Below are 16,936 nucleotides of genomic sequence, written 5' to 3'. Positions count from 1 at the left end.
CGCCGGACACCCCGCCTCCGACTCGAACGCCACAGCGCGAAAGCGCCAAGCAGCATCAGCGAAAAGCCAAGAACGTCAGGAGCTGTCAGGGCCAGGTAGCCGACCGAAATGGCCGCGATGGCAAGCAGGAAGGTTCGAGCGCGCATCACGCTTCACCGCCGCTCGGGACACCGGGGGCCGCAGGCCGGACGAGTGCGATTACTGCGTCACGTTCGACGCGCCACATGCGCCCGTTCAGCAGCCAGCCTTGGAGCTGGCCAGCCTTGATCCAGTTCTTGATGGTGTTGGAGTCGACCCCGAGCAGGGTTGCAGCGGTCTTGACGCTGATTAGGTCTTCGGGCGCAATGGTCGGCGGTGGATTCGTCGTCAACTGGATCACTCCTCAGTGGGCAAAAGTCGGAAACTTCGTTCACCTGAGGATCTCTCGGTAAATGTCCGCTAAAAAGGCCAGTTATGAGGACGCGAGTAGGACATATCTGCCGGGTCGGGTACGGCTACGTCCCTATGTGGGACTAGACTCTTACCCATGGCAACGTCAGGAAACGCTGCATTGCGGGCGGCGCGACAGGCACAGGGATACCGATCTCAGACGGCACTCGCAGAGGCCGTGACCGAGACGGCGCGACAGATTGGGCTACGGATCGAGGTCGCTGCACGGACCGTGCGCCGGTGGGAGTCGGCGGAGCCGCCCTGGCCGCACCCTGACCATGCTCGAGCGCTAGAGGTCCTGTTCAAGCGGCCAGTAACTGAACTTGGCTTCACGCCGCCTTGGTCGGAAGAGTCCAACAACCCAGCAGGTCCGGGACCCGGACGGCAGGCGGGACGCGATTCACGGTCAACGGTGAGTCATCGCCTCGTCGCCGGATCGACAATGCTCCCGCCTTCGGTTGCCAATGACTACATGTCGGTCACGGTGTCTCACCGGCACCTGTACTGGCTGCTTCCGGCCGCTCTCCTCCACCGCTCCGTCGCTGAGCATGCCCAGCTGGGCGTAGAGCTTCTTCCACAGGTCTCAGGGCCAGCGAAAGAGGTTCTTGCCAAGGCGGTTTCGGAGTCCAGCTTGCTAGCGGGCCGACTTGAGTTTTTTGATCTCCAGCAGCCCGAGCTGTCTCAGTCAAGTTTCGTTCTCGCCCTCCAGGCTGCCCATGAGGCAAACGATCTGCTGTTGGGGTCAGCGGTGCTCGCACATATGGCCTTTGCTCCGGCGTTCTCCGGGGATGCAACGCGCGCGGAAGAGGCACGCGATCGAATGCGGGCGGCGCGCGCGTTCGCCCGCCGCGGTGGGTCGAATGCGGAGATGACTGCCTGGCTTGATGCAGTGGAAGCGGAGGTAGAGACACGGTTCGGAGATACCCGGCGTGCGCTGAGTCTGATACACCACGCTGAGGATGCCTACCGGGAGCACGACGGTGAGGCCAATCCTTCACCGGCCTGGATGGATTGGTTCTCGCCAATTCGGTTGGCCGGCTTCAAGGGCAACACGCTCATGGTCGCGGGTCGCGGGCGGGAAGCGCGCGAAACCTTGGAGCAAGTGCTGCGGGATCTTCCCGAGGATGCGATCAAACAGCGCGCCGTGTACCTGGCCGACCTCGCCGCCGCGGCAGTGCTGGAAAGCAACCCCGATCAGGCGTGCCAACACCTGGAGGAGGCGCTCGATATCCTCGGCAAGAACTGGTACGCCACCGCGATGGATCGAATCAAGGTGGTGCGCCAGAGTCTGCGGCAGTGGGACTCACTGCCTGCGGTGCGGACGCTCGACGAGCGGCTCTACGACTGGCATACCATGGTGAATTCGCTCGTCGGCTAGACCAGATCGCCTTCGGCGCCAACGATTCCCGGAAGCTCGTTGAGGTCGCGGATCTGCCAATCGGACAGCTCCGCGACCTCCGGCGCATCCCGGAGGATCCAGCCCCACGGCCCCCGCTGGATATAGGCGGTTCGGAGTCCGGCCCGTTTCGCAGGTGCCACGTCATTGTCGATACGGTCACCGACGTAGATGATTTCCGAAGCCGGTACGCCTGCCGCCTCAACTACTTTGTCGAAGAATCCGAGATCGGGCTTCTGAACGCCCCAGTCGTCGGATGTGGCGATGAAGTCAGCGGGAAGGTTGAGATCACGCAGGATCCTGCCCGCTCGTAAGGTCTGGTTCCCCGCGATGCCGACCAAGACTCCCATCTCGCGGAGTTCGGTCAGCGCCGGCCGGACATCTGCGTAGAGGTCGTCCTCAGCGAACCATTCGGGCTTCCCTGCATCCGCGCGGGCCTGCCGCTCACGGTCGAGGTCGAACCCCGGCCGGAACACTTGGAACGTCTCCCGATAGTCGCGGCCTGTCGCGATAACCGCGCCGAAGACCGATACGAACGTGTGCCGGGGCACCCCGAGCCAGTCCGCCCACGTGCCATACTCGCGGGTCTCGTCGACCAGCGTCTCCCCTACGTCGAAGACCACCGCAGAAATCACGGCACCAACCGTACCCGGCCAGGCTGGGCCCTTTCCCTTGTGGTCAATCTGCAGGCTACTGACACCTCCTGGAGCGACTCCCGCCCTGAACGAGCTCTACGCGCGAACACGCCGCCCTGGCGGCGTAGCTCTAAACGGAACCTTTGCCACCTAGCCCAACCCCCGCACGCCCTCTGTTGTGGTCCCACTGTTGTGGTCCTAGTTGTGGTCTCCCCTTTCCCTCTGTTGTGGTTCTTCTTTCTTTCGCTTCCTTCATCTTGATCTTTGTTTCTTGTTGTTGCCCTGCCCGTCCCAAACTCTCTGTGAACAGCGAAGCCGCAGAGAGTTTGGGACGGGCAGGGCAACAACCGGCGGCGAAGCCGCCGGTCACGGCGTTGATTGATCGGATTTTGATCGGATTCTGAATCCGCATCAGGTCCGCATCGCGTCCGCATCAGGTCCGCATCAGCAATGGCGAAAACAACCTGCGGCAATCTTCGCCAACGCGGCGGAGTGGCTCGTCGCTGTGCGTGTTACCCCGAGGGCAGCGTTCGGCCTCTATATGGTGCCGCGCATATCTTGCCGACCGCTGTACACATGGGCGCTGTGGGCCGGCGAGGACCTCGGGCCGAATGGGCGTGGTCGGCAAGGTATGCGCGCTGCGAACCGCGCACCTACTGGCTAAGTCGGCCCCACTTGCAATGCGTGGACGCTGCTGCGGCAGTGGCTGGCCTCTGATGGTGCCACGCATATCTTGCCGACCTCCCGTCGGAGATCCAGAACCACGCATATCTTGCCGACCGTTCTATGCATGGGCGCTGTGGGCCGGCGAGGACCTCGTCCCGAATGGGCGTGGTCGGCAAGATATGCGCTGCAAACCGCCCGCACACCTGCTGGCCAGTTTGTCAGCAGCCCCGATCCGTGCACGCTGCTGAGGCGACAGTGGCTGCGGGATTCGGCACGCATATCTTGCCGACCCACCTATCGGAGCCCCCGAACCGGGCATACATGGCCGACCAAGAGAGGATCGGGACAATTCTCGATCGCCCCGCCATGGCCTCGGTGCGGCAAAAGTACCTCGACATCAAACCTGAGCAACCTCCGAGCCGTTGCCTATCCGTAGCTGAGTCCTCCCGATGCCAACCTATCACCCGTGCGAAGCTCTGACCTGTGACTTCCTGGCTTCCGCTGATCAGCGCTCTCGTCATTGCTGCCGTGACGTACAGGGGCATCCGGATGAGCATCGCCGCCTCGAATCGCTTGGAACACACCAAATGGCAGCGAGAGACCATCATGAGTCTGAGCCGTGAAGCACTGGAGATTGCTCACGCAGTGAACGCTGAGCTTGCTCGACTGTATGCGGGTCGAGAGATTACATCTCTGATGGACCTCCATAGTTCCGTATCCAGCATCCGGGCCCATGGCCGTCAACTTGCATTGAATGGCCAAATGATCGAGATGCTCGACGCCGAGACGGTCGCACTCGCATGCCGCGAACTGCAGGCCAGCGTCTTCGCAGACGGTCTAATTGGCGCAGCTACGCAACTCGGCGCCGTCGAGTACGACGATCACCCCGTCCACCGGGGGCGTAGGACACGGCCACCCAGCGAGAAAAGAGTCGAGATGTGGTCGAAGACATACGACGCTGGTCTAGAGAAGATCGGCGACAGCATGTCCAAACTGATTCTTGCCAGCAAGATCGAGCTGCGAAAAATCGACGGCGCGCGCCATTCTGACGGCACTTCGATGCGAGGACGTTTGTGGGACTGCATCCGGGCGCGGGCGTGAGCACCCTCCGCTAGTTGTTGCGTCGCACCTCCAGGCCGGGCGGACGGACATCGCGGATTGGTTCGTGTCGATAGTCCGGCCGCAGGGTGTATGGTCCCAGCCCACAACCGCCGCAGGTCATTGGTCGTCCCAGTTCATCAACCAGATGCCATGACAGATCAACAAATCTTGAATCCAGCGCTGTCCAGCCCAAACCTGGGGGTCGTCGGCATCCAAGCCGGCTTCGCGGAGGGCCTGGCGGTCGATCGGATCGTCATCCATATCGATTCCGACGAGACCTGCCGGCTGGGGGTTCCCGAGGCGATCCGAGTCGCCGCTGGTTGTCCTACTGGTTTGGCGGCAGCCCGCAGGTCCGACACGCCCTCAAGGTGGGCTCCGGCCACTGTGCACCCGGACTTCGTCTTCCGCTCGAAAGCCCCGCGCTTCTCAGTCATTGGGAGAGGTAGCCAGCCGGATGGGCCATGAGCGAGGCCGAGCGCGGGTGTGCTGCCGACCCGCCGACGCGACGTTCGTTTGGATCCGCGGTGCGCTTCGTCAGCGCCTGTATGACTGGACTTGGCAACGAGATCAAAAAGAGCTAGCGGCAGGGTGAGCCGAAGTGCCAGACTTAGCCATGACAGTGCGCAGCGTGAAACTGAAACAGGAGGCGGATCGTTGAAAGCGATTCTCCCTGAATGGTATGACCCGGACGAAGACGAAATTCGCGACTTTGTTGTGAATGCAACGATCGCATTGGATGCCAATGTCCTCCTCGCAATGTATCGCGTCAGCGATAGTCAGCGAAAGCAGATTCTTCATGTCTTGGATCAGGTATCGAACCGGCTCTGGATACCCTTTCAAGTAGCTCTTGAATATCAAAGAAACCGGTTAGGTGTTGCTGCGACCCAACATAATGCGTATGACGCGTTGCGGAGCATCGGCACCGAGAAGTATAAAGAGACTATACAAGCTGCGGTTGATTCATTGCGAGACCTTCGCAACCAGGCGATGAACGGATTGCGCGACAAACAGTTGCGTCGGACAATCGAGAATGGTTTCGATAAAACCATTCTCGAAATCGAAACGGTCGCTGAGCGTCGCCGGGAAGAAATGACCGAAGAGTTCGAGAATCTCCGTAAAGCCCATTCAATAGATTTCTCGACAGCGAGAACCAATGATCCCATCCGGGCGGCGCTTGATCGAATTCTGACTAAGGATCGCGTTGGCGTTCGGCCCGATCCGTCGATCGAAGAACAGCGCCGAATCGATGCGTGCGCGAGAATCGAGGCCAAGTTGCCACCCGGGTACAAGGACTCCGGCAAAGATGATCCCGTGGGTGATTGCATGATCTGGTTCGAACTCCTTGAGCATGCCGAAAGTTCTCAGCGTAAAATCCTTTTCATTACGAATGATGTCAAAGAAGATTACTATCGTCGGATCAATGGCCAGACCGTCGGTCCACGCGTGGAGATGCGCGCAGAGATGCTGGAAAGATCGGGGCAGTCCTTTCATCAAACAACCCTCGACCAATTCTTACGCTATGCGAATAACTTCTTGAAGGCCCAGATCTCAGAAGAGACTATCAACACGCTGGAGTCGAATCGGAAGACCGCGCAGACGAGGCGGGTCTATGGCGTAGAAAAAGCGATTGTCGATGATTTGCTAAGCATCAGATCGCGATTGGAATCTATCGACATTGAGCAAGATAGTATTGCGAGCAGGCGGTCTGTGGCAGCTCAAGACCTGTCCGATGCAGAGTCAGCCATCCATCGTCTGACCCTTGACATCTTGGACCAGGGGAGGATTCTCTCGACAACCAAGAGGGAACAGCTTAGATCTGAGCTGCATAGACTGGAGTGCAGAGGCCTCGAACTACGATCTTTGCTGGCGGATATTGAGCACCAAAACTCAGAACTGCTTCGTAGTCGAAAGTTCGCTGTTGCGGCTCTCCGCTTCCTCGAAGGTCTACATGCAGACACTCCTGTCGATATGTCGGATCTGCTGGATATTAAGCTCCTTTCCGCTGCGGAACATAAGATGCAGCAACGAATTATCAATCACTATCGTGCACGTGGTCGCCCATTCGATTATGTCTCGCTTAGGCCGCCCACGGATGAGCGCGACCGTGACGAGAGTTAGACGGTCACATTGCCTGCGCGGCCAGCGGCACCAACCTCATGAGATGGCGTACCAGATGGGGACCGACGTGTGCGGCGAGCAGGGTCGGTGCAGGCGCTGACGGGGGGTCAGAAGTCCGCGAGCACTGCGGCAATGAACTTCTCGTAGTAGCGCTCAGCAAACCGCGTGAATGTATTCGCAGCATACTCAGGCGTCACCAATACATTGCCGACTCTGAATGTTGTTCGGCCAGGCGCGGCCCCAACCATGGATGTGCTCCCGATGTGGCGGTGCACGACCTGGTGCCGCACCGCCTCAATCTCTGAGTAGTCGGGATCCGCGAGTACCCGTTTGACCCATGCATCCAGATTCGGCGGAAGCGCAATGGGACTCCTGCCGCGGCATTGAGCCTGTTCGAGGCTCCGCAAATCCAGCTCATGCCCCCTGTTTGGAGCCCCGACACACAGTCTGTACGTCGCAGCGGCACAGACGTCCAGGCAACTCATCGCAGCGGCCGCTGCATAGCTGATAGGAGCCAAGGACATGGTATCGAACTGCTGGTTGGCCAGGCGGGTCTGCATCTCTGCATGTCCCGTGGGTTCCGCACCCCATTCGGCCAATCCCACTGCGATCAAGGCAAAACCAACGTGATGGGCGCCCGTGGCGATCAATTCGGAAGCAGCCTGGCCTTGAGGGCAGGCTCGCACCGGTGGGTGGTTGGCCACCGTGTTGGACAGATCGAGGTACCTCGTGTTGATGGCGATTGCTACCTCCTCAGTCTCCTCGCGGAGAACCGCGAGCTGCACTCGGATCATTCTGCTGGCCAACCCAGCCGCAAGCGGTCGGCCGGCCCTCGCGGCCGAGTGTTTGGGACCAAGTTGGGACCACACGCGATGCACTCCGCTGACGATCCCAGTTCGTGCGATCGCAGCACGACCATGCCTACTGCGCACGACGTGCGGAAATGCCTGGGGGTGAGTCCTGGGGGACCAAGCAGACAGCACCTCGAAAACCCTCATGAGATAGCGCAGCTAGCGCATCCCGATGTCTGCTCTGCTGGTTTATTCGCCGGCGATTCTGGAACCGTACGACTAGGATTTACGCAACGTGGTGCTCAGTTCAGAGCTAGTATGGGATAGATTAATGAGGAGATCGGATTGACGGAGAACGACAAAACGAAAGCGATCACGGCGGATCCATTCATTGCGGAAATCGAGGGCCGTGGATTCGTCGCCGGTCCGTCCCATGATGAGATCCTCTTCGTTCGCCGCCAGGTGGATATCGACAGCAGAATACGACGCCGGTATATCGGACTACCAATTTCAGGAATTCCCGTTCTCCGCCGACAGTTGAGCTCGAACCCTACGCCTTTGAATGAATACTGCGGATACATCAATGCCGATGGTCTCGCAGAGATAGTCATTAGACCCCTGAGGAACACTCCGCCTTCAGTTCTGTTCTCGACTGAACATACCGAAGAGCCGTGGGATTGCATTCATGACGATTCTCCGCTGGAGGTATTTGCCACTGACGATGGCATGGTGCCCCACCCCATCCATGTCGGAGATCCAGAGTCCGGTATCTGCCTGGAAATCTCACCACCGTCTCCGTGTGGCATACTTTTCGGTATCGCTAGTGCGACCATCCCTCGAATAACACACTATTCCGGATTTGGGGTTACCCTGAAGATTGATGGCCTGGCAGAGGAGGAGTCTCAGCAGAGACAAGCACAGATCAGAGCGCTAGCGGATTCCTTCCTGTATGAATTGTCCGTGCGGAATGGGATATACCTAGAGCCCGTACCTGCACTCAAGCTTACAAGTACACGAAGACGTGAATTCGGTGGAACTGTCGGAGAAGTCCGATTTCCTAAGACTCGGATAGACCCACAAGTTGCTCAAATATATTCATCTGCAGAGAGGGCCGTAAGCAATCCTTCACTAGCATACTTGTCCTACTATCAAGTGCTCGAATTCTACTTCCCCTACGCTGTCCGCCGGCATGCTATTCGGAGCATCAGAAGAGAACTGAGGGATCCTCAATTCCAAGACTCAGATAAGGGAATCATGCGGATAATTTCGGCTGCGGAAGGTGGCTCGCGCGCCACCGAGGGCGAGCAAATATCAACGCTATTAGAAGACGCAGTGCGTGAGGGCAACCTAGTTGAATTCTTCCAACGCGAAGGATATGAGCACCATTTCAGCAAGCGAGGCCCTATAAGCGGCGTGGAGCACATTATTTTGAAAAATGCGAGTAAGCCTTTAGTGCGCCAAGTGGCAGATCGCGTCTATCAGCTACGCAACCGTATCGTCCACGCTAAGGACGATCCCAAGTATGACAACTTAAAATTTCTGCTGCCCAGAGGCCTTGAATCTGACTCGCTTGGCCCTGACCTTGATTTGGTGAGAACATTAGCAACTGAGGTTATTACTGATTCGCAGCTGCAATCATAGTTCGAGCTCCCAACCACCCGATGTTTCAACCCTTGAGGCGCCTCCCTGGTACCAAACAGGAGCACGATCCGATCTCATCGGCGTCTCAACATGGTAGGTCCGGACCAATCTAAGATCACACGTACTGAGCCGCACCGAACGCGGCCTGGTCGTCCACTCGCCGTAAGCCACTGAATATCGGGGGCGGCGTGTGGGAATGCCGCACCCGAGACCTGGGGTCAGGTTGGTCGGCAGTGCGCTCCCCGACGATGTGCCGCGGGCTTCCAGCGACGAGTACGCAGCGAGTACGCAGCAGTACCGATCCCGGCCGTGACTGGCACACCACCGCCAACACCGTTTCCGCCGGTAGATGCGTCGTGCCAACCTGGTCCACGCTGACAAACAGCCAGGTCGTAGTCCGAGCTCTACTACGACGTCTAAGTCGTAGGGCTGCTTCGCGGTTCGTCACCGGAGGCCCATCCGCATTGCGCGGGTGGGCCTTCGGGCGTTTTCGGGCCCGCAATCGTTGTGATTACTGCCGATCCGACATATTCCGATATGGTCTAATCAAGCCTGGAATTTCTGTCCAGTAGCCCAAACGCGCGAATCTCGTTGAGCGGCAACGGCATCCCGGTGACCGGCTGGTCGGTTCCGGTGAGCGGGGCTACGGCGGCGTAATAGTGAGAACCCCTGGCAGGCGAGTCTTTGGGCTCCTAACGTCCCGCGCCATGAAGATTTCTCTAATTTCTTTGCTAGCCGCTCCGCTCACCGCATTAGCGCTCTTGTCGGCGCCGACCGCCACCGCCGACGAGGAGGTGACGACGCTGGCCAAGATCGAACTGCAAGGTGCGGTCAATGTTCGTGACATCGGCGGGTATCGGACCTACGACGGTGCGCGAGTGAAGTCCAAGAAGGCTATTCGGGCGGACTCGCTGGAGAAGCTGACAGACTCCGACATCCAAGTGCTGGCCGGGTACAACCTGAAGCAGGTCACCGATTTCCGGACCCAAGGCGAGATCCAGTTCAGCGGACCGGACAAGTTGCCGAGCGGGGTGCCGCTGGTGGCGCGGCCGATCGACGACACCGGAATGTTCGTCACCATGCTGCAACTCATCCAGTCGCGGGACCCCGTGAAGCAGGAGGCGGCGCTCGGCGGCGGCAAGGCCGAGCAGATCATGGCGGGGATGTACAAGAGCTTCATCAACAGCGACACTTCGCGGGCCGCGTTCGGTCAGACCATCCGCGATCTGGCAAACACCGACCGTCCGACGCTCTACCACTGCACCGCGGGCAAGGACCGCACCGGCTGGCTCACCTACGTGCTGCTGCGCGCGGTCGGCGTCCCGGAACGCACTGCGCGCCAGGACTATCTGCTGTCCAACCAGTACCGTGCCGCCGCTGACGCCAAACTCCGCGAGCAGGTGAAACAGGCCGGATACATGCAGAACCCGGACCTGCTCATCCCGCTGCAGGAAGTCCGCGACGCCTACCTCGACACCGCCGTCCGCGAAATGGAAACCAAGTACGGCGATCTCGGCAAGTTCCTCACCCAAGGCCTGGGCCTGGACCCCGGCACCATCCTCAAGCTGCGCCGTAACCTCGTCAGCTGACAACTCCCGCAACCCAACTCGGCCCCTCCAACCCCTCGGGAGGGGCCGAGCCCTGTGTCCGGACTACCCGAAGATGACGATCAGTACGAGCAGAAGTGCGGCGAGCGCCATCAGGATGTAGCCCAGGCGCGCCTTGTCAGCCGTCACCGGGCGGCGATGCGACGACGGCCGCGGAGCCTCCGCATGTGGGATCTCTTCGGAGAGGAACACATTCGGCGCGATTTCCATCCAGGTGGCTCTGACGCCCACCGGTTTCCGCTCCTCCAGAAGCGACAACTTTGGTTCGAGGGGCGTAACTCCCGGCAGGCTGCTGTCGAGCTGAGCCGCAGGATTTGGGACCTCAGATTGCCCTTCCGGCGCTCCCTGGGATTCCAGCTCGTCCACAGATGCCAGATCATCTGCAGTTAGCGGAGACTCAGCTGTGGGTGACTGCGAACCGTCTACGGGACGCGACGCATCGAGCGACCGCCCCTGCCTATCCAGCAGGCCGAGAGAATCCGGCTCCTGGTCCTCGGAGGCAAAAGACTCCGCAGGGCACGTCAGGTACGCGGCGGGCGGGACTTTGTAGGCGGGCGACATCTCGGCGGGCGTCGGCCCGGCGGGCGACATCTCGGCGGGCGTCGGCCCGGCAGGCGACATCTCGGCGGGCGTCGGCCCGGCAGGCGACATCTCGGCAGGCGTCGGCCCGGCAGCCGACATCTCGGCAGGCGTCGGCCCGGCAGGCGTCGGCCCGGCGGAGAGAGACTCCGCCAGCAGAGGCGAATCTTCTGCAGGGTGCCTCAGGGCTTCCTGCTGCTCGGTCGGCGTCGGCGTGACCGAAGCCGGCGGACCGGAATCGTCGGCATCGAATGGATGCTCCGCGCTGGGCAAGTCGTCACCGATGTGAGAGTTTTGCAGTTGCTGGCCGTCGCCTGGCAGGCACGGTTCCGCAGCGGTCAGCTGTTCCTCATCGGACACCGGCGTAGACGCAGACTGTTCGACCGCGATCGGGATTCTCGTGGTAGGTGACTCGTCCCCCATATGCGAATCCACCACCGGGACTGAGTTTTCCGCTGAAGAATCCTCCTCGAACAGCAGCTCGGCTGGCTGGCTCGGCTCCGCTGTCGTCTGCTGTTCCGCAGTGGGCCGCAACGTCGTGTCGTCGGTCAGAAACGTGGCGCGAACTGAGGTTTCGGCGTCAGACGTCGGCTCCGCTGTAAGCACCTCCCCTATCGGGGAGTCTTCTGCTTGCTGTCCCATGGCCAAGTGCTGCTCGATCGGCATCGGGATGACTGCGAAAACCGGCTGGTTAGCGACAATCGGGATTCTTGTCGTGGGCGATTCGTCCCCGAAGCGCGGATCCGCTACTGAGACTGGAGCTTTCGCTGAACGAATCTCATCGACCGGCGGTGGCTCGTCCGGATGGCTCGACTTCGTCGTCTGCTGTGGCTCAGGTGGCGACTTCGCGGGACGGGTCAGATATGCGGCGAGGGCTGGGATTCTCGTCGTCGGCGACTCGTCATCGAATTGCGGGTCCTGCGCTGGGCCTGGCTCTTTCGCAGAGCCCCGGTTCTGCGGGCTGAGGGGCAGTTTCCCGAGGCGTGAATGCTGGCTGGGTGATTCGCCCCGGGCGGGGGAAGAGGCTGCGGGATCCGGGGTGCGGGGCCGGTGGTCGGGACGAGTTGTGCGCGAGGCGAATACGTGGGTCGTGGGGCCGGTGAAGGCTTGGCGGACGGCGTCGATGAATTCGGTGCAGGTGGGGTAGCGGTCGGCGGGGTCTTTGGCCAAGGCGCGGATCATGACCTTGTCCAAGGTGTTCGGGAGTTCGGGGCGGAGGGTGGCGACGGGTTGGGGTGGGTCGTGGAGGTGGCCTTTGATCATGGCGGCGGGGTTGGTGGCGGCGTGCGGGAGGGTGCCGGTGAGCATGCGGAAGAGGCTGCAGGCCAAGGAATATTGGTCCGAGCGGTGGTCGAGAGGGAGGCCGCGGAGTTGTTCGGGTGCGGCGTAGGCGAGGGTGGCGAGGATGGTTCCGGTGTGGGTGGGCTGGCCGGGTTCCTCGCGGAGGCGGGCGATGCCGAAGTCGGTGAGCAGGGCGGCTTCGCGGCGGGCGCGGGTGGGGCGAGCCAGGAGGATGTTTGCGGGTTTCACGTCGCGGTGCAGGACACCGGCGTTGTGGGCGTAGTCGAGGGCGTCGGCGGTGGTGCCGACCAAGGCGATGACGCGGTCCGGGGGCAGGCTGTGCGGGGAGACGACGGTGGCGTCGCGGCCGTCGACGTACTGCATCGCCATCCACAGTCTGGCGTCGTCGATACCGCTGTCATAGACCGCGACGATTCCCGGATGGTGCAGGTGCGCAACGACTTCCGCCTCATCTTCGAAACGGGCGCGGATTTCCGGATCGGCGGAGACGTCGGAGTTGAGCAGCTTGAGCGCGACGGGCCGGGGCATGCCTGAGCGTCGGGCGAGGTAGACGGCACCCATGCCGCCGCGCCCGAGTGTGCCTTCGATCCGGTAGCCGGCGAAGACATCTCCCCTGTCCAGCATCAGACCTCCCGATCGTCTGCCGAATGATAGCTACGATCGGCGAGGGTACGGGCCGGTTCAGTTGCTGTTGCGGCGGGCCATGGAACCGAGGACGGTGAGATCCAGATCACCGGAGGCTTCGGTCCAGCCCATGGCGCGCAGGTCGTCCGGGGTGTTGACGCCGAGCGCGTCGTGCAAGCCGAAGGCGACCGAGCGAGCGAATTCGACCAGCCCGTTCCAGGACAGCGGCCAGAACAGGATGCGCTGCCAGTTGTCGATCTCGCGGCGCTGGATGGGCTCCTGCCAGCCCATGTCGCGCAGCGTTTCGGCGGCGTCGAGCGAAATAGGCTGGGCCAGATACTGATTGCCCGCCAGCTCGGCGGAGAGTTTGATGTCGTACTGCACGAACTGGACGTAACGGTTGCCAGGCGCCGCGATGATCAACGTGGCTCGCGACGGCAGCTCGGAAAGACATTGCGCCAGTGCCTGCACGAATTCTTCCCAATCCGTGGTCACCGGCTCACTCATTCTTCCCCCGGGTATCCGCACTGGCCCGATCATACGCCGACGTGCCTGAGACACCAGTCCAATCTTGTTGGGAGACCGGTCCGTTCGCGACAGTTATACCGGTGGGCAATCACTCCTGGTGCACGACCTCCAGATGCTGGAGCACTTCCGGGTCGGCGGGCAGATCGATGGTGATATTGCGGCCGTACCGGACGGTGAAATCGAATACCACCCTGGGCGTTTCGTCGACCCGCGGTGAATATCTGGGCCACAGCTCGCAGGCCCGCAGCACTGTCCGCGCCCGACGCCACAGCCCGGTGCGCCCACTCGGAGGACCACTTCGGGGTCGAGCAGTTTCAGCAGTTCCTCGAACTCGCAGCGGAGGCCGAGAGGGAACTGCGGGCGGCATTTGCCGAACAGCCCGGGCATCAGTGCCTGATGACCTCGAGTCGACCCTCTTTCGCGCGCTGGTAGGACGAGGACATGTATCCAGAACCGGGCCAAGTGCTGCATTTCTCTGAGGATCCGTCGATCGAACGCTTTGTTCCGCAAAAGAATGCAGGTAGGCCCGGGCCATATGTCTGGGCCGTCGACGTGCGAAACGCACCGAGCTACTGGTTTCCGCGCAACTGCCCTCGGGCGATGGCCTGGAGTACGCCCACGACGGTGCCGGGTGATCGCGAGCGAATCCTGGGGCCAGGCGGCGGGGATCGGGTGCACGCGATCGAATACTCCGGGCTGGACGCACTCCAGTCGGTTGCGTTGTTCGCGTATCGCCTGCCCGCCCACGGCTTTCAGCCGATCGGCGAACCGGAGCCGTACGCCATGGTGTCGACCGATCCTGTCGATCCACTCGGACCACCCGAACCCGTCGGCGATCTAGTTCACCTGCACGAACAAGCAGGAATCCAACTCCGAGTTCTCCCCAACCTGTGGCCGTTCTGGGACGCCGTGACCGCAAGTTCCCTCGGTTTCAGCGGGATCCGTATGCGCCAAGCACGGCCCCGGCCGTAACCAGGCCGAGAGCTCCCAGGAGGCGAGGGCGTATCAGGCGCTAAGCCCCACGCTAACCCCTGATGAACCTCGGAACTTGCGCTCTTGGCCAGCGCTAGATCACGAACTGCGGCCCCGAAGATCATCAGGAGTTGTCGGCGGAATCGGCCAGGAAGTCGGCGCCAGCAGTGCCTGATGATCTTGAAGATCCGGTTCGGCCTCAGCGGGGCTCAGCTGCCGAGGTACTGCGCCCCGGAACGGCGGCCCAAGATCGACATGAGCTCAGGACGGCATCCGCCGAGCAGAGGCCGACGCGGCTCGGCCGGGTGCACAATCGCGGATCGTTCGCGTCCCGCTGCGCGACGGGTAACAGGCCTGTGTTTCCAACGCCCGACTGACCGCCGCCGATGCCCGCGTCCTAGCCGATGTGGATCGGATGCGCGCGGCATTGCGCCATGAACTCCAGGCCAGACCTGGCAAATGGACGGGCTCCCAACACCCCTGGTTGCAGAGGTTAGGCGCGTGCCGGGGTGATGTGGGCGGCGCATACTCACCAGTGCCCGGTGATCTCGAATGCTGGTGCGCGGGTTCACTGCGGAACGCACGTCCGTGTCCCAGACAAGGTTGGCGGAGTCTGCAAGGTCATCAGGAATTTGCGGTGACTTCCGGCGACAAGCCGCCGTGACCTGGCCGGCACTCTTGAAGGGCTGGCGGTCGGCGAGTGCCGGAACGGTTCATGACCGGGCGAAACCGCAGTCGGGATCGGCGTGTGCTGTGTGCCACCAGTCACGGGCGATCTTCGCGCTCCCTCATTCCGGGTGATCTTCGTATCCCCTGGTTCCGGGGGCTGTACCAGGTGGGGGTGTACAGGCGATAGTCCTGGGGTGAGCATGGTGGTTCGGGTTTTGGCCGGGGTGGCGTTGGTGTTGGGGGTGCTCGCGCCGGTGACGGTGGCGGAGCCGTTGGGGGTGGGGTATCAGTGGCGGCAGACCTATATCGATGCGCCGGATGGGACTCGGCTGCATGCGGATATTTTGCGGCCTGAGGGGATCGCAGATGATGTTCGGACGCCGGTGATTTTGACGGTCAGTCCGTATCGGTCGCATACCGCGTTCATCAGTGCGCCGCGGTTCGAAGGGGGGCCGTCGACCGATAATTTGCCGGTGGAGCTGGCGCTGCGGGCGGGCTACACGTATGTGATCGTGGATTTGCGCGGGTTCGGTGGGTCGAATGGGTGCCCGGATTACGGCGGGCCGGGGGAACGATCGGATGTGGTGACGGCGGTCGAGTGGGTGGCGAACCAGCCTTGGTCGACCGGCAAGGTCGGGATGGCCGGGGTTTCCTATGAGGCGTGGACCGGGCTGCTCGGGTTGACCGCGAAGCCGAAGGGGCTAGCGGCGGTGCTGGCGTTCGCGCCGGTGGTGGATCCCTATTCGTACCTGTACATGCAGGGTGTGTCGTGGAAGTTCTCCGGAAAACCGGTGACCGAGAGCGGGATTCGGCCCGCCGATCAGGTCGGCGAGGAGCATCTGCTGATCGCCTCCACGCCCGGGCGGCCGGACGACTCCCCCGAATACCAGGCCAATGCCGTCGCGATGACGGTGCCGTGCAGCGAGCAGTACCTGGCGCTGACCGGTGATCACAATGCCGCCAACCCGGACTGGCGGGCCCGCGACCTCGTGGAAGGCGTGCGGGGCAACACAATTCCGCTGTTCCTCGGGCAAGGGTTCCTCGACTACAACACCCGGGCCGACCGCGTCTTCGACCTGTGGAACGGGCTCGGATCCGGTGATCACCGCGCCTGGTTCGGGCAGTGGGGACACAGCGACTGCCATACCAAGTGCGGGACACCGCAATTCGATGCGGAAATGATCGCGTTCTTCGACAAGCATGTAGCCGGGCGGGACGTGCAGATTCCCGGGCCGCGAGTGACGGTCGGGCAATTCGACGGAGGATGGCGATCCGAAACAGCTTGGCCGCCAGTGGATTCCCGCAAGTTCGCGGTGAACCTACGCACCGGCAGTTACACCGATCGCGGGTTCATTCCCGGCGCTGATCGTGAAATCTGGTCCATCTCAGAACCTTTCACCCAGACGACACATCTGTCCGGCGTCGCCACCGCATCGCTGCGCCTGACCGGCCCCGCGTCGGCCACTGCCGCGGTCGAGCTCTTCGACATCGGGCCGGACAATCGCGCCACCGTCATCACCCGCGGAATCGCTCCGGTCGCCGAGACCACCGACATCCGTCTGCTCGGGCAGGACTGGCCGCTGCTGGCCGGACATCGCCTCGGCGTGCGGATCACCGACGTGGTGGACGACGTGTGGTCGCATGCGCCCTCGAACGCCCAGGTCACGGTGACAGCCGCCCGTCTCGACGTGCCGCTGTTGACCCAACCGCGGCAGCCGGATCTGACGGGTGGGGGAAGCGAAGCTCACGGGAAGTGGCGCAACGAAAAGGTCATCGGCCTCACGCCCGAGCAGGTGGGCCGAGCCACGATGCACATGAATCTGCCGAACGAAACTGCCGTGCGCTGAGCGACTTCCGCGACGCCGTGGTCTCCGCGAC

At 61.9% G+C, this 16,936-nt stretch carries 13 protein-coding genes; 7 read left to right on the top strand and 6 right to left on the bottom strand.

Features of this window, described 5'->3' with window-relative positions:
• Positions 1 to 145 precede the first annotated feature (145 nt).
• Positions 146 to 370, bottom strand: coding sequence for a helix-turn-helix domain-containing protein (locus IBX22_RS31065; RefSeq protein ID WP_194819307.1), 225 nt, complete (start codon positions 368 to 370; stop codon positions 146 to 148).
• Between the two features lie 531 nt (positions 371 to 901).
• Here IBX22_RS31065 and IBX22_RS31060 point away from each other — a divergent pair.
• On the top strand, positions 902 to 1,807 hold the full coding sequence (locus IBX22_RS31060) for a hypothetical protein (protein ID WP_228539780.1): 906 nt from the start codon (positions 902 to 904) through the stop codon (positions 1,805 to 1,807).
• Here IBX22_RS31060 and IBX22_RS31055 read toward each other — a convergent pair.
• Entirely contained in the window at positions 1,804 to 2,460 is a 657-nt protein-coding gene (locus IBX22_RS31055) for an HAD family hydrolase (RefSeq protein ID WP_194819305.1), read from the bottom strand. The genes IBX22_RS31060 and IBX22_RS31055 overlap by 4 nt on opposite strands.
• Before the next feature lie 1,215 nt (positions 2,461 to 3,675).
• Here IBX22_RS31055 and IBX22_RS31050 point away from each other — a divergent pair.
• Complete coding sequence (locus IBX22_RS31050) at positions 3,676 to 4,227, top strand: hypothetical protein (protein WP_194819304.1); 552 nt, start codon at positions 3,676 to 3,678, stop codon at positions 4,225 to 4,227.
• A 117-nt stretch (positions 4,228 to 4,344) separates the two neighbouring features.
• Here IBX22_RS31050 and IBX22_RS31045 read toward each other — a convergent pair whose 3' ends face one another.
• The gene (locus IBX22_RS31045) at positions 4,345 to 4,488 is read right to left on the bottom strand and encodes a hypothetical protein (protein ID WP_194819303.1); all 144 of its coding nucleotides are present in this window, start codon (positions 4,486 to 4,488) and stop codon (positions 4,345 to 4,347) included.
• Between the two features lie 393 nt (positions 4,489 to 4,881).
• Between IBX22_RS31045 and IBX22_RS31040 the strand changes: the two genes are divergently transcribed.
• Complete coding sequence (locus IBX22_RS31040; protein ID WP_194819302.1) at positions 4,882 to 6,345, top strand: PIN domain-containing protein; 1,464 nt, start codon at positions 4,882 to 4,884, stop codon at positions 6,343 to 6,345.
• Positions 6,346 to 6,452: 107 nt separating this feature from the next.
• Here IBX22_RS31040 and IBX22_RS31035 read toward each other — a convergent pair whose 3' ends face one another.
• Entirely contained in the window at positions 6,453 to 7,130 is a 678-nt protein-coding gene (locus IBX22_RS31035; RefSeq protein WP_194819301.1) for a hypothetical protein, read from the bottom strand.
• Between the two features lie 351 nt (positions 7,131 to 7,481).
• Between IBX22_RS31035 and IBX22_RS31030 the strand changes: the two genes are divergently transcribed.
• Together IBX22_RS31030 and IBX22_RS31025 are read left to right on the top strand one after the other, a co-directional pair.
• The gene (locus tag IBX22_RS31030) at positions 7,482 to 8,777 is read left to right on the top strand and encodes a hypothetical protein (RefSeq protein ID WP_194819300.1); all 1,296 of its coding nucleotides are present in this window, start codon (positions 7,482 to 7,484) and stop codon (positions 8,775 to 8,777) included.
• Positions 8,778 to 9,484: 707 nt separating this feature from the next.
• Positions 9,485 to 10,366: a tyrosine-protein phosphatase gene (locus tag IBX22_RS31025; RefSeq protein ID WP_194819299.1), complete on the top strand. Its 882-nt coding sequence runs from the start codon at positions 9,485 to 9,487 to the stop codon at positions 10,364 to 10,366.
• Between the two features lie 63 nt (positions 10,367 to 10,429).
• On the opposite strand, the gene IBX22_RS31020 is transcribed toward IBX22_RS31025, so the two are convergent.
• Positions 10,430 to 12,889, bottom strand: a complete 2,460-nt coding sequence (locus IBX22_RS31020; protein WP_194819298.1) for a serine/threonine-protein kinase — start codon at positions 12,887 to 12,889, stop codon at positions 10,430 to 10,432.
• Positions 12,890 to 12,946: 57 nt separating this feature from the next.
• Positions 12,947 to 13,384: a hypothetical protein gene (locus tag IBX22_RS31015; RefSeq protein WP_194819297.1), complete on the bottom strand. Its 438-nt coding sequence runs from the start codon at positions 13,382 to 13,384 to the stop codon at positions 12,947 to 12,949.
• Between the two features lie 474 nt (positions 13,385 to 13,858).
• Here IBX22_RS31015 and IBX22_RS31010 point away from each other — a divergent pair, with 474 nt between their 5' ends.
• Positions 13,859 to 14,389: a DUF6886 family protein gene (locus IBX22_RS31010; RefSeq protein WP_194819296.1), complete on the top strand. Its 531-nt coding sequence runs from the start codon at positions 13,859 to 13,861 to the stop codon at positions 14,387 to 14,389.
• 869 nt (positions 14,390 to 15,258) lie between these two features.
• Positions 15,259 to 16,905, top strand: a complete 1,647-nt coding sequence (locus tag IBX22_RS31005) for a CocE/NonD family hydrolase (RefSeq protein WP_194819535.1) — start codon at positions 15,259 to 15,261, stop codon at positions 16,903 to 16,905.
• Positions 16,906 to 16,936: the final 31 nt, after the last annotated feature.

Origin of the sequence: Nocardia sp. XZ_19_385 (assembly GCF_015355755.1) — a bacterium.
Lineage (GTDB): Bacteria > Actinomycetota > Actinomycetes > Mycobacteriales > Mycobacteriaceae > Nocardia.
Note: the sequence above shows the minus strand (reverse complement) of the source record. Positions and strands in the feature narration are given on the sequence as shown.